This is a genomic window from Methanobrevibacter wolinii SH, assembly GCF_000621965.1.
GTDB lineage: Archaea > Methanobacteriota > Methanobacteria > Methanobacteriales > Methanobacteriaceae > Methanarmilla > Methanarmilla wolinii.
Genome location: NZ_KK211379.1, coordinates 86,114 through 106,939, shown reverse-complemented (window position 1 = coordinate 106,939; position 20,826 = coordinate 86,114). Strand labels below are relative to the sequence as shown.

At 22.6% G+C, this 20,826-nt stretch carries 15 protein-coding genes; 13 read left to right on the top strand and 2 right to left on the bottom strand.

Features of this window, described 5'->3' with window-relative positions; translation table 11 throughout:
* Nucleotides 1-522 precede the first annotated feature (522 nt).
* From T523_RS08410 to T523_RS08400, 4 genes are all read left to right on the top strand, one after another.
* The gene (locus tag T523_RS08410; protein WP_042708527.1) at nt 523-5,826 is read left to right on the top strand and encodes an Ig-like domain-containing protein; all 5,304 of its coding nucleotides are present in this window, start codon (nt 523-525) and stop codon (nt 5,824-5,826) included.
* Nucleotides 5,827-6,171: 345 nt separating this feature from the next.
* Nucleotides 6,172-6,726: an MrcB family domain-containing protein gene (locus tag T523_RS08405; RefSeq protein WP_042708526.1), complete on the top strand. Its 555-nt coding sequence runs from the start codon at nt 6,172-6,174 to the stop codon at nt 6,724-6,726.
* A 497-nt stretch (nt 6,727-7,223) separates the two neighbouring features.
* Nucleotides 7,224-7,379 carry a hypothetical protein gene (locus T523_RS09205; RefSeq protein WP_198016044.1) on the top strand — a complete coding sequence of 52 codons (156 nt, stop codon included), beginning with the start codon at nt 7,224-7,226 and terminating at the stop codon, nt 7,377-7,379.
* 83 nt (nt 7,380-7,462) lie between these two features.
* Entirely contained in the window at nt 7,463-7,921 is a 459-nt protein-coding gene (locus tag T523_RS08400) for a hypothetical protein (protein WP_042708525.1), read from the top strand.
* 370 nt (nt 7,922-8,291) lie between these two features.
* On the opposite strand, the gene T523_RS08395 is transcribed toward T523_RS08400, so the two are convergent.
* Complete coding sequence (locus T523_RS08395; RefSeq protein WP_042708524.1) at nt 8,292-9,020, bottom strand: hypothetical protein; 729 nt, start codon at nt 9,018-9,020, stop codon at nt 8,292-8,294.
* Nucleotides 9,021-9,545: 525 nt separating this feature from the next.
* Here T523_RS08395 and T523_RS08390 point away from each other — a divergent pair.
* From T523_RS08390 to T523_RS08380, 3 genes are all read left to right on the top strand, one after another.
* A complete protein-coding gene (locus T523_RS08390) occupies nt 9,546-10,232 on the top strand; it encodes a hypothetical protein (protein ID WP_042708523.1) in 687 nt (228 codons plus the stop codon).
* Nucleotides 10,233-10,409: 177 nt separating this feature from the next.
* The gene (locus T523_RS08385) at nt 10,410-10,925 is read left to right on the top strand and encodes a DUF367 family protein (RefSeq protein WP_042708522.1); all 516 of its coding nucleotides are present in this window, start codon (nt 10,410-10,412) and stop codon (nt 10,923-10,925) included.
* Between the two features lie 371 nt (nt 10,926-11,296).
* Nucleotides 11,297-11,443, top strand: a complete 147-nt coding sequence (locus tag T523_RS08380; RefSeq protein WP_016358474.1) for a 50S ribosomal protein L40e — start codon at nt 11,297-11,299, stop codon at nt 11,441-11,443.
* A gap of 210 nt (nt 11,444-11,653) precedes the next feature.
* On the opposite strand, the gene T523_RS08375 is transcribed toward T523_RS08380, so the two are convergent.
* A complete protein-coding gene (locus tag T523_RS08375) occupies nt 11,654-12,202 on the bottom strand; it encodes a hypothetical protein (RefSeq protein WP_042708521.1) in 549 nt (182 codons plus the stop codon).
* Nucleotides 12,203-12,364: 162 nt separating this feature from the next.
* Here T523_RS08375 and T523_RS08370 point away from each other — a divergent pair, with 162 nt between their 5' ends.
* From T523_RS08370 to T523_RS08345, 6 genes are all read left to right on the top strand, one after another.
* The gene (locus T523_RS08370) at nt 12,365-13,114 is read left to right on the top strand and encodes a geranylgeranylglyceryl/heptaprenylglyceryl phosphate synthase (protein WP_042708520.1); all 750 of its coding nucleotides are present in this window, start codon (nt 12,365-12,367) and stop codon (nt 13,112-13,114) included.
* Between the two features lie 291 nt (nt 13,115-13,405).
* On the top strand, nt 13,406-14,323 hold the full coding sequence (locus T523_RS08365; RefSeq protein WP_042708519.1) for a DNA double-strand break repair nuclease NurA: 918 nt from the start codon (nt 13,406-13,408) through the stop codon (nt 14,321-14,323).
* Nucleotides 14,324-14,568: 245 nt separating this feature from the next.
* On the top strand, nt 14,569-16,086 hold the full coding sequence (locus tag T523_RS08360) for a helicase HerA-like domain-containing protein (protein WP_042708517.1): 1,518 nt from the start codon (nt 14,569-14,571) through the stop codon (nt 16,084-16,086).
* 495 nt (nt 16,087-16,581) lie between these two features.
* On the top strand, nt 16,582-17,583 hold the full coding sequence (locus tag T523_RS08805) for a hypothetical protein (RefSeq protein WP_052334710.1): 1,002 nt from the start codon (nt 16,582-16,584) through the stop codon (nt 17,581-17,583).
* 962 nt (nt 17,584-18,545) lie between these two features.
* A complete protein-coding gene (locus tag T523_RS08350) occupies nt 18,546-18,794 on the top strand; it encodes a hypothetical protein (protein ID WP_042708515.1) in 249 nt (82 codons plus the stop codon).
* An 889-nt stretch (nt 18,795-19,683) separates the two neighbouring features.
* On the top strand, nt 19,684-20,820 hold the full coding sequence (locus tag T523_RS08345; RefSeq protein ID WP_042708514.1) for a metallophosphoesterase family protein: 1,137 nt from the start codon (nt 19,684-19,686) through the stop codon (nt 20,818-20,820).
* The last annotated feature ends 6 nt before the right edge of the window (nt 20,821-20,826 follow it).

Sequence of the window (20,826 nt, the reverse complement as noted above, 5' to 3'; positions counted from 1 at the left end):
TCAATTATTTTTAAATATTGTTTTTTTATTTTTTTTAAATAATTAATTTCATATTAAAATAAATTTTTAATTTATCTTTATTTTTTTTAAAAAACTTTTGATAAATATTATATATATTTAATAATATACTAATAATATCAAATTTATTTTAAATTATATAATGTATTTTTGATATTTATATAAGAATTTATTTAATTTTAAATTTAATCTTATTAAATTATTATTTAATAACCTTAATTTGATTTTTTAGTTAGGTTTTAAGTTATTTTTTGTTTAATAGCTTTTACTTGATTTATTGTTGGGTTGGGTTATTTTTTGTGTTTAGTAATTTTGGCTTGATTTATTGTTGGGTTGGGTTATTTTTTGTGTTTAGTAATTTTGGCTTGATTTATTGTTGGGTTGGGTTATTTTTTGTGTTTAATAATTAGTTTGATTATTTTAAAATTTTTTAATTTTAAATTAAATTTGATATTTAAAATTTAAAAGGAGGAAAAGAGTATTAAAAATAAGCGAATTTTTATATTGGCTCTTATAGTTTGTATTTTTTTAACACTTTCTGTTGTTAGTGCAGCAGATAATTCAAGTACTGTAAGTTCTTCTTCAAGTGTTATGAATTCGACTAATGGGGCTAATATAAATTCAGGAGAAATTACTTCTGATGATGGAAGTAATTCAGACATTTATGTCTCTCCATCTGGTGATGATTCCAATACTGGTAAATCTAATACTAGTGCATTAAAAACTATTAATGCATCAATATCTAAGGTTAATGAATCAGATAATGCTATTATTCATCTTGGAGAAGGTACTTTTGCTGGTAATGGTAATAATATGATTAATATTAAACTTGCACATAATAATTATAATGGTTCAATAACTTTTATTGGTGCAGGTTATAATAAGACTTTTATTGATGGAGAAGGTCAATATAAATTATTTACTATATCTGCTGATTCTAGAGTAAACTTCATTAATCTTACCTTCATTAATTCTAAGGATAATCTTGGTGGAGTAATGACTAATGATGGTATTGTAAATATTGATAATTGTATTTTTGAAAATAACACTGCTGTATCTGGTGGTAGTGTATTCTATACTGAAGAACTTTCTACTACTACAGTTAAAAACTCATTATTTGTAAATAACAATGCTTCTGGTGATGGTGGAGTAGCATATATGAGTGGAAATGCTAGTTTTATCAATTCTAAGTTTATAAACTCTTCTGCAGTTAAAGTGAGTTCTTGGGGATATTCAAATACTGAAGGTGGTGTATTTAATTTTTATCAAGGTATTAACTTTGATTTAATTTCTTGTGAATTTTATAATAACACTGCATATAGTGCTGGAGTAGCTTATATACTTGGTACTAGTAAAAACAATGGTAATGTCTCAGTATTTAATATTAAAAATAATAAATTTGTAAATTGTACTGCAATAAGTACTGATGATACTAGTGATGTTTTATTCATACTTAATGCTAGAACATTTAATTTAACTAATAATACTGTCATTGAACCAGGTAAAAATGCACCTTTCTATATTTATCCTGGTAGTATTACAGAAAATCTTAATCTTGTATTTATGAATAATTCTACTGTTGATGTTAATTCTCCAAGATTTAATTTATATGCTACTGTTACTGATGATATGGGTAATAAAATTTCAGGTGGAAAAGTATACTTCTATATTAATGGTACTAATGTAGGAAATACAAATTTAAATAATGGTATTGCTTCTATTAAAGTTACTAATTTACTTGATAATGGTATATACACTATCTCTGGATATTATGAAAATGGTGCTAATACTACAAATAATAAAGCTGGTGCTATTAATTTCTATGTAAATAGAGAAATCATTGAATTATATGTTTCTCCTAATGGAAATGATGAAACTGGTGATGGTTCTAAAGACAATCCATTTAAATCATTGAAAAAAGCTATTAATGTTGGATTTGAGAATCATGTTAATGTAGTTATTAATCTTGCAGAAGGAATTTATCCTGCTGAAAATAATTCAGGTCTTTCTTTAGGAAATATAGGTTTTCTAAAAATTATTGGTAATGGATATAATAAAACTGTTATTGATTTTAATAATACTAATGTAAAATGTATTGATTTTGGAACTTATGTTTCTGCAGATTTAATAAACATGACTTTTATTAATACAAATGGTTATTGTATATCAAATCCATATGCTGAAAATAATTTTGTTAATTTAAATGATTGTATATTTGAAAATGATCCTTATGCATTGAATATTATTAATGGTAAAGTCATAAATTGTACTTTCATTAAATCTTCAGGTATTGTAAGAAACATTACTATTAATAATTCAAGATTTATTAATCTTCCTAATGCTTTAGATTTACGTACTTCTAATGTTTATAATTCATTATTTGAAAATAATACTAATGGTGCAATTAGTGCAAGTCAAGGAATTCCACTTTATACTGGTATTTCTTATATAATTGATAATTGTACTTTTATTAATAACTCTGCAAAAAATGGTGGTGCAATCAGTTTCCCAACTAGTAGTATGTCTTCTGGTGATAGGATTGGAATAATAAATAATTGTATATTTATTAATAACACTGCTACAGATTATGGTGGTGCTTTAGCTGTAGATCCTTCTATGAATATTACTGTAAGTAATAATAAATTCATAGATAATAAAGGAAAATATGGTGGAGCTATTGTAATTGGAACTGATCATGCAGGTTTTAGTAATGGAGGTAATATTACACTTAGAAATAATACTATGACTAATAATGAAGCTAGTGTTGAAGCTAATGAGATTTACTGTTTAAATTCTCATATTAATGGATATCTTCAATTCAATGATTTAACTACTACTAAATTATCTGATAACTTATCTGCTATTGTTACTGATGATATGGGTAATAAAATATCTGGTGGATCTGTTTTATATTATCTTGATGGTAATTATGTAGGTAAATCTGCTCTTATTAATGGTAGTTCTTCATTAATTTATGTTGGATTTTCTAATGGAACTTATAGTTTAAATGGAGATTATTCAAATAATATTAATAGAAGTAACAATAAAAAAGCTACTGTTATTGTAAATATTAAAAGTATAGACCGTAGAATTAATTTATATGTTTCTACAGATGGTTCTGATGAAAAAGGTGATGGTTCAGCAAGTTCACCATATAAAACAATTCAACATGCATATGAAGTTGGTATTACTAAATCTAATAATATTTATATTACATTATTTAGAGGAACCTATTCTGGTTTAGGTAATGTTAATTTAAATATTTCAGGTAATGTTAATGTAACAATTAAAGGTCAAGGAAGTGGCATTATATTAGATGAAACACCTCTTGATAATATTGCTCAACCTTCAATTACAGTTACTCCAGGTAATCAAACATTTGTATTATCAAATTTAGTATTTAAAAATGGTGTAACTAAATATAATCAACAAAATCGTTCTAATATTGCAGAAAATATTATTATTCCTAATGGTGTAACTGCAAGATTTGAAAATGTTAATTTTACAAGTAATCATGGTAATACTGGTGGAGTAGTATCAAACTATGGTGATTTAACAGTTATAAATTGTGTATTCTTTAATAATGGAGATTCATATAATGCTTCAACAATATTTAACAATAATACATTAAAAGTTATTAATTCAAATTTCACATTGAATCATGGAGCATTATCTACTATAACTAATAATGGTAATATGACTATTTTATCTTCAAGATTTGAAGATGATTTACGTTCTGGTTATATGAGTTTCTTCTATAGAATTAAAAATACTGGATATGCAGAAGTTAATAATACTGTATTTATTATAACTGGTAAAAACCAAACTGAAATTTTAGATATTATTGGTAATGACACTATGCAATATGGCAGTCGTAATGCAGCTGATAGAGATAATCCATTATGTTCTAATGAATTATATAATAGTGGAACTATCATATATGCAAATGACAGATTTGAAGATCATCCAGCTAATGTTAAATATAATGGTGCAAAATCTGGTTGGAATAAAAATAGTGTATGGGGAAGTAATGGTATAATTCTCTCATTAGATGGAAATAATACTGTTATTAATTCTACATTTGTTAATATTCAAAATTTACATATATCTAGTCCAAATACAGTTCTTATTGATGGATGTTTATTTGAAAATTTATCTAAATTATCTGTTAGTTTAAGTAAAGCTGGAATTTCTGCTGATTATTTAAACAATATTAGTATTGTAAATAGTGTAATCTTGTTTAATGAAAGTGTTTCAGATCCATTTATTGTATATACTGCTGGTGTAAATAATTATACTTTAAACTTTAATAATAATTGGTTTGGATCTAATACTCAACCATCTTATATTAAATCTGAAAATGGTTATTCTACTAAAAGCAATATAAATATTGATAAATGGTTAGTTTTAACATTAGATAATATTACTAATGAAAATCTTGGTCAAAAATTCACAATTGGTTTTAAAGTTTCTGATGGTGAAAATTTAACTGATTACACATGTAATTTACCTGTAAGAACCTTCAAATTTGAAACTGATGATGGAACAATCAATCCAGTAAATGGTAGTATTACAAACTCTAAAAATATAGGGTTTAATTCTAAAACTACAGGTAATAAAACAATAAATCTTACTGTTGATAAAGAAGTATTAGTATATAATACTTCAGTATATAAAAAATCAGTTCTTAATATAAGTTCTCTTGTAATACTTGGAAATACTACTGCTTTAATTACCTTAACTGATTTAGAAGGTAATCCTATATCTGGAGATGTTGTAGTTCTTGTAAATGGTGTTGAATATCAAGTCACTATCAAAGATGGTAAAGTTGAATTTACTCCTGATGAATTTACTAAAACTGGAAAATATGATGTAGTAGTAAATTATGCTGGAAGTACTGAATATTTACCTTCTAATATAGAAACTAATGTTTCTGTATTGAAAATTAGTAAAACTACAATTGATGTTGATGATAATGGAAATATTATTGTTAAACTAACTGATGCAGAAGGTAATCCAATATCTAATGCTAGTGTTAAATCTTTAATCAATGATACAAACTCCAACACTTTCATTACTGATGATAATGGTATTGTAAATATTACTAGTTTAACTGGTAAATTAAGATTCACTGCAATATTTAATGGTAACGATGAGTTCTTAGGATCTAATGAATCTGATAATCTATTAATTATTCCTAAAACAAGAACTACTACCACTATTGTTTCTAGTGATTTTAGTCAGACTGCTGTTGATTTTTATCATGGTGAGCGTGGTGGATACTTTACTGTTGTTCTTAAGGATTTTTATGGTAATGTTTTAGTTAATAAGCCTGTTAGTGTTGGTTTTAATGGTGTTGTTTATAATCTTGTAACTGATGATGCTGGTGTTGCTAAACTTCAGATTAATCTTGCTTGGAGTGGTATTTATACTTTTGCTGTTGCTTTTTTAGGTGATGATGATTATAATGGTAGTTTTGTTGTAAATAAGATTACTATTAGTCCTAAAGTTTCTAGTATTGGTGTTTGTGGTGTTAATCCTGTTAAGGTTAATGTTTATAGGACTTTGACTTTTACTCTTAAAGGTGTTTCTGCTTTAAATAGTAGAAAGTCTGTTAATGCTGTTGGTAGGGTTTTAACTGTTGTTGTTAATGGTAAGACTTATAATTTGAAAACAGATAAGAATGGTAGAGCAAGTCTTAGGTTAAGGTTTAGTCGTGCTGGTGTTTATACTATTACTACTCGTTTTGCTGGTGATGGTACTTTTGCTGCTAAATCTGTAAGTAGTAGGATTACTGTAAGAAGATAGTTTTTTTAAAATAGTCATTTACTGACTATTTTACTTTTTTTATTTTTAATAAGAATTTTAATTAAGTTATAGTTTAAAGTTCATTTTTCTATTTTTACTTATAATCTTGTTTAAGAGCTTAATTTATATTTAGAATTTTATAATTTAATCATATATATTGAGTTTTTAGTTTTTTACTGATTAAACTTAATTTTTAAATATATGGGTTTTTAAAAGAATTAAATATTAAATTCTACTGATTAAAATTTAATTTTTAAATATAATGGTTTTTAAAAAAATTGAAAATTAAATTTTTAAATAATATTATCATCATAATAATTTTTAAAGTAAATTTAGAGGAATATTATGTCTAATATTGTATCTGATATAAAAGAAATATTTGAATTTTATCCAGAAGTTTTTAATTATGAATTTCCAAATCATCCATTAGCAGATAAAATGGATAATGATTATGTTGATGATTTTTTTGAAGTTTTAAAAGAAATTGGTGAAAATCCTAAGGATTATCAATTTAAATTTGCATATGGTTTTGATTCATGGGATAAAACACCATGTGTTGGTTTTGTTAATGATAATCTTACAGGATCATTTGTTGATGGTTTACTTTTTGGATTTCTTTTTAGTCTTGAAGATAATCAAGTTTTTGGAAAATTAGCAGTATGTTATAATCAATTTAAAACTGATGATGAAAAGATAAAATATGCTAATATTTATAAATCAAAATTAGAAAATATTCCAGATGATTTTAATAAGGAATCTAAATTTTATCAAGCAGGTGATATTTTATATAAAACATATAATCTTGATAATTTAGATGAAAATGAGTTTAAAGCTGATTTTAATTATATTGTAAGTGCTTATAATAAGTTAATGTCTGTTTATAGGGAGTTATTTGAGTAATTATATTGTAAGTGCTTATAATAAGTTAATGCCTATTTATAAGGAATTATTTAAGTAATTATTATTTAAGTTCATGTTTGTTTAGTAATTATTTGGGTAATTATATTGTAAGTGTTTATTATAAGTTAATACATGTTTATTTACTTAAATAAGTATTTTTGTTTATTATGAGTTAATACATGTTTATTTACTTAAATAAGTATTTTTTATAAATTTATTTTTCTTTATAAAATATTAAGTGTATATTAAAAATTTAAAAATATTTAATATTTAAAAATCAATTTTTAAGAAAATTTATTCTAAAATTATGTTAATTGTTTAATAAATTAATATAAATAATACTTAATTATTTATGATATTATTTAAGTATATACAGTTTATTTAAAAAATTATAAATATAATTATAAAATATAAATATATTTATAACATGTAAAAATAGTTAATATTATAATATTAACGAAGTAATTTTTATCTTTAAATTTAAGAAGGTGAAATATATGTGTTCTACTGGTGGCCCAATGGCTGATATTAACTTGAAAAAGTTAAAAACTAGGAAATATAAATGTAATAAATGTGGAAACACCTTTAAAGGAATAGGTAAAAAAGTTATCTGTCCTAATTGTAAAAGTGAAGACACTGAATGTTTAGAGTAAATACTCTAAACTTTACATTTTTTTAAATTTTTAAACTTTAATCTTTTTTTATAAATAAACTAATTTTAAAAGGAGTTTTAAACTTGGATATAAAGTTAGAATATGATGAAATACTATTTTTAGAAGGAGAAACAGGGATTGTTGGAATAAGTAAAATGGCAAACTGTGATATGTTATTTATTGAAACCTCTGATAATGAAGAAATAGTATTATATCCTGAAGATGATGATATTATAGCAGTATCTGCATTTGGTAAAGGAGAAAAATATGAAAAAGGAATAAGAGCATTAACATATCTTACACGTGATATGCAATCACCAATATTAATTTTACCTAAAGAAAATAATACTTCAAATAGATTACAGATGGTTCTATCTGTAGGTGATACTGTAAGATTTGATTGTAATATTATTCCAGGTACACATCCAGAACAAGATATATTATGTTCATGTGATAGTTTAAGTGGTATTATAATTGAAAAAACAAGTAATGGTGTATCTATTAATAAGGATAATATTAAATATAAAATTGAAAAATTTTAAATCTATTTTTTTATTAATTTCTGTTTATAATAATTTTAAATCTAGGATTTTATTTGTGTTTATCTAGTTTTTTAGTTTTAGGTTTGTGTTTATTTTATTTTTTGTAATCTAATTTTAGTTTTAGGGTTTATTTTATTTTTTGTAATCTAATTTTAGTTTTAGAATTTATTTTTTATAATAAAATTTAAAGCTATTTTTTTATTAATTGAGTTTAAACTATTAAAATCTTAAAATAAGTAATAAAATTGCTTTTAAATCAAGTATATTTTTAAAAATAGTAAATAAAAACTTTTATTGATTTAATAAAAGTTTAAATTATAAATTTTAAAGTATATTGTTATTTAGACTATTAATTATAAATAAAAAGTATTTAAGTTTTATCTCTTATACTTGGATTTAAACTATCAATACTTTTTATAAGTTTTGTAGTAACATCTAATTTATGTTGTTGACTTTCACCTTGACCATATTCAAATAAGATTGTGTTAAATCCTTCATTTGCAATTGGTTCTGTTACCCATTGTGGGGAAGTACCTTCAGTAAAGTTATATTCTGCAATTCCAGTATCTTTTTCCATTTTATGGGCATAATCAAATGCTGCAGGTTTATCTGGACTCATTACTTGTATATACCTATCAGGATCCCAATATTCTTCCATTTCATGAACATCTACAACTACATATGGGTTGTATTGTTTTAAATCTTTTACAATATAATCATATGCTAACATTTCACCCATATGTCTATTTGTTTGATAATCACTTGTATTAAGATCAGTTTGATTAAGGTTTAATTTAATAAAGTATACAACATATTTTTTAGATAAGTTGTTATTATTTGTCATGTTCATTATTGTTTGATTAGTTGCATTATGTATACCATTCTCAAAGCTATGAACACCTAGAATAATTACAGCTGTATCATTTGTTGACATATTTCCACATATTGTTTTATATACAGTACCATTTGAGTTTTGTCCTGTAATATTTGTTTCAGGATTTTTAATATCATCAGTATTGTCTGAGAATATAAATACAATATTTACTAGAAATATGATAATTAATATAATTAATAGAATTTTTAAAGTCTGTTTTTTCATTCTATCATTTTAATTAATTTTTAAATTATTATATCTTTGATTAAGTATTTAATGTTAATGTTTAAATTAGTTCTAGCTAATAATTATATAATACTATTTATAAGTATTTGTTTAATTTAGTTTTAAGTAATTAATGGTTTTTATTAATTTTTATTTTTTTTAATAATGTTTATTATTTTTTGGTTTAATTTTTACTTAAAGTAAATTATTTAGTATTCAAAGGGTATGCTTAACATTTACATATATAATATCAAACTTAATAATAATTATTAATTTTTATTTGAATAAATCGTTTAATAGATTATTTAATAGTATGTTTCATTTTTTTAGTGTTCCTATTTAAATAGTTTATTTTCTAGTTAAAAGTAGATTATTTTATTACTTAATCTAATTAAGTTCTTAATTAAATGATTAATAATTATTATATAATACCAATTACAATATATTACTAATCGTATAGATAAAATTATTTTTATTAAGATAAGAATAATTTTATTTAAATGAAAAACTATTATGAGGTATAATATGGATAGAAAGTATCAGATTATTATAGCAGTAATTGTTGTTATTATAATTGCTATTGGTGCTTCTTATGCTTTAGGTTTCTTGAACTTTGGTCCAAGTACCCAATTTGATAATAAATTCATGAAAGGCACTTTCCAGGGGGAAGTTGTTGAACAGACTATTCATACTAATAATTCAACTACTAAAGACTGGTCAAAATCTTATAAAGATAAAACTAATGGTATTGAATATAATATGTCTTCATTAGATAATGTTAGTCTTATTGTAGATATTATGTCTCTTCAAGCAGGTTTAAAAGAGCCTGAGGTAAGAGAGTATAATGGTGTTAATTGGACTATATATTATTCACAGGCTGTTCCCAATACTAATGTGTCAGTAAACAATTCATCTAAAACCCAACAACATACCTATGATGTATATATTTGTGAAGCATTTAAAGATAATCAGAGTTATCTTATCTATGTAGTTTCTAATGGTACTGTAAAATGTGATGGTTCAACATATTGTGATTTATTTACTAAAAATATTGAGCCTTTATTGAAATCAATTGAGCTTAAACATAGTAATGATGTACCTAAGATTAACGATACCCTTGGTGTAAGTAGAAGCGATTATAATAAACTTGTAAATTATGTTGCTGCATACAAGGCAGGTAATATTACCAATAATACTCAAGTTTCACAATAATTTTTTTTCTTTTTTTCCTTTTTTAGCTATTTGATGCTTTTATTACTTTAATGGTTTTTAGCTATTTTAAGTTTATTATTAATCATGATTTTTCTGATACATTTACAAATTTATTTAAACTAATTTTAATAAATTAATTATAAACTAATGTTTACTAATTTAAGTCAAGGTTTTACTATGGATGTAACAATTTTTCATGCCAATGAATGTGATAAGAAAAAATGTACTGCTATTAAATTAGAAAAAGAGGGTAAAGCTCGTTTAGTATATAAGATACGTAAAATCCCAAGAGGTGCAATTGTATTAAACCCTTTCAGTGATAAAGCAGTTTCATGTGAAGATAAAAAGTATATTGAGAAGAAAGGTGTTGTAGGTCTTGATTGTTCATGGAACAAGATAAACAAATCTGCTACTTTCTTTTCATTATCAAAGTATCATAGATCACTTCCATTTTTAATTGCTACAAATCCTGTAAATTATGGTAAACCATGTACATTGTCAACTGTTGAAGCTATTGCTGCAACATTTTATATTGCAGGATTTAAAGAGAAAGCAAGGGATTTAATGGATGGTTTTAAATGGGGTCATACATTTGTTGAACTTAATTATGAACTTCTTGAAGCTTATAGTGATGCAAAATCCAGTATTGAAGTTGTTGAAGTTCAAAATGATTTCTTAAAAAATCATAAATAATTTTTATTATATTTATTTTTTATTAGTAGAATTAGTATAGTATGATTTAATTAATAGAATGAGTATAATGTGATTATTATTTTAAAATTTTATTTTATTAGTAGAATTAGTATGGTATGTTTTAATTGATTTATTAATTTAAAACTTTATTTTTTAAAAATTTCATGTGGAATTTTAATAAATATATTATATTTTTAGCTTATTTTATGCTAAAATCCTTAATATTTAAATACTATTAAAATGTAATATTTTATTAATATAATATTATGAATTTACTATTTCTTTCATAATTATTTATACATTATATTTATTTACTAGTTTCTAATCATTTGATTAGATATATTGATTTATATTTACAAGGAGGATTAATTATGGCAAAATTTGAAGAAGCTGAAGAAAGACTTTTCAATGTAAAAATTTGCTTAAAATGTGGAGCTCGTAATCCTGCTGCTGCTACAAATTGTAGAAAATGTGGTTACAAAGGATTAAGATTCAAAGCAAAAGAACCTAGAGGATAATTTTATTCTCTACTAATTATATTTTACTATTTTTTATAAATTTTTATGAGTTTTTAATTTGCTGTTTTATTTATTTTATAAGTTTTTTTTTAGTTTTTACTGTTTTATTTATTTTATAAGTTTTTTTTAGTTTTTTCTTATATCTATTTAGTATGTTAAATTATAAAGTAAGTAGAATATATAAGAATCCCATACTTTCTATTATGTAGACTATATAACAATAGTATAATCATCTTTATTTTCAATTCTTCTTTTAGAATCTACTTTAATAAGATTATAAACTGCAGGATTTTTTATTAAAATTTTCCATACTTTATATGTAACTTCAATAAAGTCTTTATTAAGTTTATTTTCCTTATGTACTAATGGACAAGTATATGGAAATTCTTCCTCATCAATTATTAAATGGAATTTATCATTTTCAATATGAGGTATTAATGGAAAAGTTCTACATTGTATTGGTCTTATATTACGATTACAATGTGGTGGATTTACACATTTAACAAGATAAAGATCGTAGTTATAGGTTTCATCTGGAGGAATATAGTATAATTCAAAGTCCTCATTATTATCTTCATATATTAATTCTTCACCAGGTAATAAATAGAGTCCTACTTCCTCATCACTATTGTATTTATCATAAACACAACATATTTCACCACATAATTTTCCACAATTATAATTAGTAGGAGAAACTTTATCTAGTCTTTTATATATTTCTTTAATACTTTTTATCATAGCTTTTCTATTGTTTTTCATAAATTAACCTTATATCTTATTTTTTCACTAATAAATTATAATTTTTTTTAAAACATATGGATTTAATTATATATAAATAAGAAGTTTTATAAAATATAATTAATTAATATAATTATATTATATTTTAAAATTTTTATGAGTGTATTTAAAAAAGGGATATAAATGAATATAGTAGAAGAACAATTGAAAGAAGCAAGAAAAGATCATATTTTACATTTAACATTAATTGATCCAGATGAACAAAGTCCAGAAGAAGCATTAGAAATTGCTAAAGCAGCAATTGAAGCAGGTACTGATGGTATTATGATTGGAGGTTCAACTGTTGATCAATATGATGTAGATTCTACATGTAAAATTTTATCTGAAAATATTGATTCACCAATTATCATATTCCCAGGTAATTCTTCTAATGTTAGTAAATATGCTGATGCTATATTCTTTATGAGCTATTTAAACTCAAACAATCCTTATTACTTTATTGGAGCTCAAAGTTTAGCTGCATATAATGTTAAAAAATCTGGTATTGATATTTTACCAATGGGTTATATTGTATGTGAACCTGGAGGAACTGTTGGTTGGGTAGGTGATGCTAAACTTGTTCCACGTAATAAACCTAAAATTGCAGCTGCATATGCAATGGCTGCAGAATGTTTTGGTATGAGATTTGTATACCTTGAAGCAGGTTCAGGTGCTGATAAACAAATACCTCCTGAAATGATTGCTTATACTAAGGCTGCAACTGATGTTATGCTTATTGTTGGTGGTGGTATTAGAGATGCTAAAGCATCTTATATTGCAGCAAAAGCTGGAGCAGACATAATCGTTACTGGTACAATTGTTGAAGAATGTGATAATGTTAAATCTAAAATTAGTGAAATTGTATCAGGTATTAGAAAAGCTCAAGATGATTAATTTTAATTATCTTTCATATTAAATCATTTTTAATCTTTTATTAGACTTCTTTAAACTAATTTTTAATCTTTGAATTTATTATTAGACTTCTTTTAATGTTTATCATATTAAACTAATTTTAACTTTTTAAATTTTATTAGGTATTTTTAGCTAATTATACACTTTTCATATTTAAATTTTATTTAGCTATTTATCTCTTTAACTCTATAATTTATTAAAATATTTAAAACAATTTATATATTTTATTAAAATAATATTATTATATTAAACTTCTATATCTGGAGGGTAAATATGTTAACTTCATTATATGAAGAAGCAGCGAAAAAGAAAGGACTTATCCAAGAAGAAATACAAGAAATAGATAATTCTGATTTTGATATAAATAAGTTCTGGAACTTTGATTATATTGAACCATCAAAGGATAAACTTAAGATTGCTGCAGGTGATGGTAGTTATTCTTCAAAAAAATTTTTAGGTTTTAATATCTATGCGGTTGCAGCGCTTGGTTTAATATTTGATGGAGATAAATTAGATAGTATTGAAAATATTGAATTAGATGCTACTTATCATCAAAAATTTTTCATAGACAAACTTAGAGCTAAAATGAGTATATTTGAAATTGAAAATGCTATTAAAGCTATTGAAAAAAATAAAGTAGATTATTATATGATAGATGGATCATTACTTGGTGATATAATAAGACCTGCACCTAATGATAATGACCTTCAAAAATTATATATTGAGAAATTAGATAATCTTGCAAATATATTAAAATATAAACATAAAATGATTGCAGTATCAAAAACATCAACTACTAATGATTATTTTAAAAATAATATTCCAGATATGTCAATATTTGAAAGATTTAATAAGATGGAAGGATATTCAAATCCAATATATCTTAATGTTAATAGTCAAGTAAAAAGAGAATTTCTTATTCATGATAGTTTCTTTAAATCATTAGATTTTACTATATTTTATATTCGTATTGATGATTATAAAAATATCTTAAAAGTAGAATTACCATATAAAGCAGATAAAGATGAGATTGAAGAGATTATATCTATTATAAAAAGAGATGCTGTAGAAGGATATCCATATCTTCTTAAAAAAGCTCATCAAGATGTTATTATTAGACATAAAGATATAAATGACTTATCTAAAATTTTAGGTTTATATGAAAAAACAGGTAGAGAAATGTTAAATTAGTTAAATATTCTTTAAACTAGTTTAATATTTAGTTTTTAAAATGATTTTTAACTATGTTAATTATATTTTAATATTTATTGTTTTAAAATGATGTTAATTATATTATATAATTAAAAGTTTCTTTAATTAAATATAATAATTAATACAAATCTTCTAATTTAATTTAATTTATTTTTAAATTTAGCTATTTAAATAATTTTAATAATTAATTGATTTATTAGTATATACATTAAAAGGTGTAAAGTATGGAAAAGGATGTAATTGGTAGATGTGTTGGTGAAACTTCATTAACTGATGTAAGTTTTGTATCAAAAGAAATGCCAAAAATGGGTGAATATGTAACATTAGAATATGATAATAAGATTATACTTGGAATGATAGAATCATTAGTACGTGGAAGTGTAGCTCTTAATAATGATATATATGATCCTGAAACAATTGAAAGAATTAAACATATTGAAGGTGATGATTACTATATTAAAGGTAATGTTAAGATTTTAGGGGATATTGATTATCTTAAAATACCTCGTACACCAGCACCACCAGGAACTGAAGTTAAACTTGCAAGTAGTGAAGTTTTAGATAAAATATTTAGGTTTAAAGATGGACTTAAATTAGGTCATTTAATTTCTAATGAGAATGTTGAAGTTAATCTTAATATTAATAAAATGGTTTCAAGACATTTAGCTATTTTAGCAATGACTGGTGCTGGTAAATCTAATACAGTTAGTGTTATTATAGATGGTTTACTTGCTAATAATGGTTGTCCTTTAATATTTGATATGCATTCAGAATATGTAGGTGCAGAGTTCCCAAATGGTAAGGTTAATAAGATAAATCCTATTATTAATCCATTATATCTTGAATTTAGTGAAATTTTACAACTTGCAAATATTAATGGTAAATCTTTTGTTCAGGAAAGGTACTTTAGAAAAGCATTTAATCTTGCAAAAGAAGATTTAAGATCAGGTGTTGAATCAACACATAACTTTATTCTTTTAATTCGTTCTAAATTAGAATCATGGTATCAAGATGAAGAAACTTACTCATCTAAAGAAAGAAACACAATGATGGATGTTATAAATAAACTTGATGATATGGATTCTAAATATATTAATCTTTTTGATTCAAATGCTGCTAATATTTTATCTAAGATTAAATTAGGTATGGCTAATATTATTGATTTAGGTCAAGTTGATGAAAGCACTGCAGAAGTATTAGTTGCACATGTATTAAGAACTGCTCTTAAAAGTAGGAAAAATTTTGTTCATGGAGATAAGAATGCACTTAGTTTTCCTGTATTTTTCGTTCTAGAAGAAGCACATATTTTAGCACCTAATTCACGTAATACTAAATGTAAATATTGGGTTTCAAGAGTTGCACGTGAAGGTCGTAAATTTGGTTTAGGTCTTTGTTTAGTTAGTCAATCTCCAAAATCTGTTGATCCTGATGCTTTATCACAAGCAAATAATATGATTATTTTAAGACTTGTAGAACCTAAAGATCAAAGGCATGTTCAAGCAGCAAGTGAAGCTTTATCTGATGATTTAGTAAATCAACTTCCTTCATTAAATATTGGTGAAGCTTTAGTTTTAGGTCTTATGACTAAAGTTCCAACACTTGTAAAAGTAGATGAATTTAAAGGAAGAAGGGTTGGAGATGACATTGATATTTTAGATCAATGGAGACAATCTAAAAAAGATAATGAAGAAGAACTTGAAAGACAAAGAGCTGAATCAAGAGCTTTAGATGGTTTTTATTAAGTAAATTATTAATTTTTCTTTATTATTTTTTTATTAATTAACTATTTTATCTATTTTTTAATATTTTTCATATATATTTATATATTTAAAAATTATATTTATTATATATAAAATTTGTTTGTATAACATTCAATTTTTATTTATTAAATAGTTATAATATTCAATTAACCTATTAAATCATTAAATTTAATATTATTTTAAATTATTAAACTAATAATGATATTATTAATATTTTAATTAAATTTTTAGCTTTTAATTTAATCAAGATGGCATAATTATTAAGTTTAAGTATATTTAATGGTTATTAATGAAGTATGATTATTTAATTTATTTTTTGGTTTTGTTGAATTATCTAAATTTAAAATAAAAATTATCTCATTTAAAGATAGATTTTAGAAAATTAAATTAAGATGTTTTTAACATAGTCAATTTTTATTAAATTTGGTGGTGAGTTTTATTAAAAAACAAACGTTATATAGAGTATTTGTAATTACTTTGATTCTCTTTACAGGATTAGGTTTAATTTCAGCTACAAGTAATACTTATAATTCAAGTATTAATCATACAAATCAACAGATTCAAGCTTCTAATAATATAAATTTAACGGATATTAATAAATCTGGTGAGAATTTAAATAAAAGTTCTAAAACATCTACAGTTAATAATAGGATATCTGAAGATTATAACAAAGATGATGAAGTTTATACTACTAATGGAGGTATTCGTAATATTTCATTTAATAATGGTTATAATGGTTATTGTGTTAATATGAGTTTACATAGTGCTAGTGCTAATCAAAGATTTAGTTTAGCTAATACTTCTGTTATTTATAATAAACAACATAATGTTTATGTTGGAGAATATCTTAAAATTTTATTTTATAATTATTGGGATACTGTAAACTCTGATAAATCTTCTACTTCAAATGCAATCTGGAGATTTACTGATAAAATATTTATACCATACACAAGTAGTGATTATGATGGTCCAATAGTTTCTTCATTAGTTAAAAATGTTATTAATGATTATAATTCTGGATTTAGAGTAGCTGATCATGGTGCAGTTAAAAAATTAAATAATACTACTGAAATGGTTTTTGATTTTCAAACTTTTCTTAGTCCAGATGAAACTATACAAAGTTATTTTGGATATAAAGTTTCATTAAGAGATATTATTGATAATTCTACTACTAATAATACTAATAATACTAATAACAATAATAACACTAACTCTAACATCAGTAATAACACTAATAATACTAATAATAACAACAATAATAGTAATATAAGTAATACTGATGATATTCATAATTCAATAAGTAATGATACAAATTCAACTCAAAATAGTAAAATACTTAATAATGTAATTAATTCCAATAATAAAAATAGTAGTGATAATGGAACTGGTTTAGGTAATATGTATACTACAGGTAATCCATTATTCTTTATTGTTGCAGCATTAGCAATACTTGGTTTAATTCCATTTAATCGTAAATAGATGATTATGTAAACTTTACATAATCCTTTTATTTTTTTAGACTTCTTAAATCATTAAATTTAGGATAAATTTATTTTTAATTAAAAATATTAACTTTAGAAACCTAAATTTTTAAGTAAAATGAGTTTTTAAATATATTTTTTATAGAAAATAACTTCTATATTAATTTTATTTTTTTAAATCTACTTTATTTTTTAGACATTTCTATATTAAAATGGATATCTTAATATTTTTTAGTATTTGATGATATTATATTTCTTTAAATTTAATATGTCTTAGATTTAATTTTAAAATAGTTTTATTGAACTTATTTTTTAATAAAATAAATCTTTAAGATAATCTTGTTTTTTATTTTATTTTAATGTTTAATTTTTACCGAAAGATTTATATTTTAATATACGATAAATAATTATGACGATTGTTCGTATGTATGCTTATAATATTTTTTATAAGTTGAAAGATTATATTTTTTATAATCTTTTAGTTATATTATATTTTTACAATTGAAAATATACTTTATATTGAAATAAAGTATTTATATTTTTTAAATTTGATTTGGGGTTTAGCTAATTATCAGTTATTTTACTTAATTGTTAATTGGTATTTTTTATTTAAGATATTAAATTTAACTATGAGGATTTATGTTATAAGCACTAGCAATCGTCTATTTAACTATTCTTTTTATTTTTTAACTATTTTTTTTAATAATATTACACTTCAATTCTTTAAATAGTCTTATTTTTAAAATATGGTTTTATTATTCTTAAGAAAATTTATATTATATAAATTTAATAATATTCAAATAATTAATAATATATCTATAAAGTAATATCTCTAAATTTGATAGTTGTTTTATAATTCTTGTTAAGTTTAGTTTAGATTTGGTAAATTAATATATTTAATATAAAACAACTTCTTGCTTAAGAATGAATTTGGACTTACTGAATATTTGGTGAATTAATATGTCTAATATAAAACCTGAAGAATTTGATGAAAAAGCTGATGAAATATATAAAAGGATTTCTAATAAACGTATGGCTGAAATTAAAAAGTTAGAAATGAAATATGATAAAGAATTTAAAAAATATGATAAAATAGTTGATAAAGCATTAAATGATGAATTACATGCTATGGAAAAAAGAATAAAACAAGAAACAGAACTTTTAGAACTTAAAAATAAAAGAAAATATTTAAATAAAATCAGATTTTAAATTCTTTAATTTTTAATAGATATATTCTTTCAATCTTAATACAAAATGCTTTTTTTAAATTTAGTATTATATAATTTCAAAGTTTTTTTTTAATGTTTTTAAATTAATTTTATATAACTTTAAATCTTATTTTTTAATTATTTTTTAAATTTGGTTTTATACTAAAGTTTATTTTTAAATTAATTTTATATAACTTTAAATCTTATTTTTTAATTATTTTTTAAATTTAACTTTATATATTTTAAAGTTTATTTTTTATATATTTTAACATAATTAAGTTAATATTATTCTTTATTTTTCCATTTAAATTAGTAATATTTTTACTTTTTATATATAATTTTGTATGAAACACTAATAATATTAGTATTACTTTATTAATTGTGTTTTTTTAATTTAAAAAGGAATAAGTTTATATACTATTTACTACATAAGATTTAGTGTGTATAAAAAACGAAAATTTTTTTATACATTTCATAAGTCTGTCAAAATATTTAAGTTCTTTATATGTATTTTTTATTATTTTTAAAATTCCCCCTTATTACTTGATTTAAAAAATGTATATTCTTAAAAAAATATCTTATTTGGCAGACTTATTATTTACTCTTATTTTATTAATTTTTATTAAATTATAAACTGTATATATTTTAAAATATTTTTTAAAAATTTAAATAAATATATATGTTATTTTCACTATATAATTAATTAATTTAAAGTAGTTATCTATGTATTATTCAATTTATTTTTATTTATTATTTGTTTAAAATTAGATTTCAACTTATTAAAAGAGGTTTAAATTAGATTTAACCTTATATTAACCTTATTTATTTAAAAATTATATTTTAATTTTTAAAAGTTTATAGATTTTTATTATTTAAAAAATTGTGATATAATGAAATTTGCACATCTTTCAGATACTCATTTAGGATATCGTCAATATGGATTAGTAGATCGTGAGCTTGATTTTTACAATGTCTTTGAAGAGATTATTGATAAAATCATAGATTTAGATGTTGATTTTGTAGTTCATAGTGGAGATTTATTTGAAACATCACGTCCATCTACTGATGCTTTACTTAAAGTTCAAAGAGCAGTTAATAAATTAGATAAAGCAGGAATACCTATTTATGCTATTGCTGGAAATCATGATATGCCAAGAAGAGCTAATCCAATTCCACCACAAGTATTATTTAAATATAATGGTATTAAATTAATTAGTCCAATTAAATCATTTTATAGGGAAGAAGACTATTTTATTGGTGGAATTCCATATAAACCACAAAATAGGAATTTAGTACTTAAAGATGATCTTGAAAGATTATCTAAAAAAGCAGAACCTTTTGAAAATAAAATTTTAGTTTTACATCAAGGTATTGATAAATATGTACCTCAATATGAATTAGAAATTGGAGATTTACCAGTTAATTTTAATTATTATGCTATGGGACATCTTCATAATTATATTAATGATTCATTTGGTGAAGGTCGTTTAGTTTATCCTGGTTCAACTGAGATTTGGAAGTCTAATGAATTAGAAGATTATAAGAAAAATGGTAAAGGTTTTGTTCTTGTTGAAATGGAACATGGTGAAGTATCTACAGAGAGAATCAAAATGGATCTTCCAAGAGAATTTATTAATGAAAACATTGATTATACCTTTTTAAATAATGAGATTTTAAAATTAAAATCATATATTGAAAAATTAAATAAACCACCTATAGTAAACCTTACTATCTCTGGTAAAAACTTCGCTGGAGCAGATGTTTATGAATATTTAAATAAAGAACTTTCTGATTCAACATTATTATTTAGACCTAACTTCAATATTATTGAAGATAATGATGATATTGTTCCTATAAATGAAGGTATAAATATTGATAAATTAATTGTTGATAAATTAAATTCTGAAAATGAAGATGTTAGTAACTTAGCTGTTAGCTTATTTAATGATTTATCTAAAGATAATACTGAAGAAGCAATTGATGATTTAAAAGTATGTTATGATAAGTTATTTAAAGGAGATGATTAATCATGT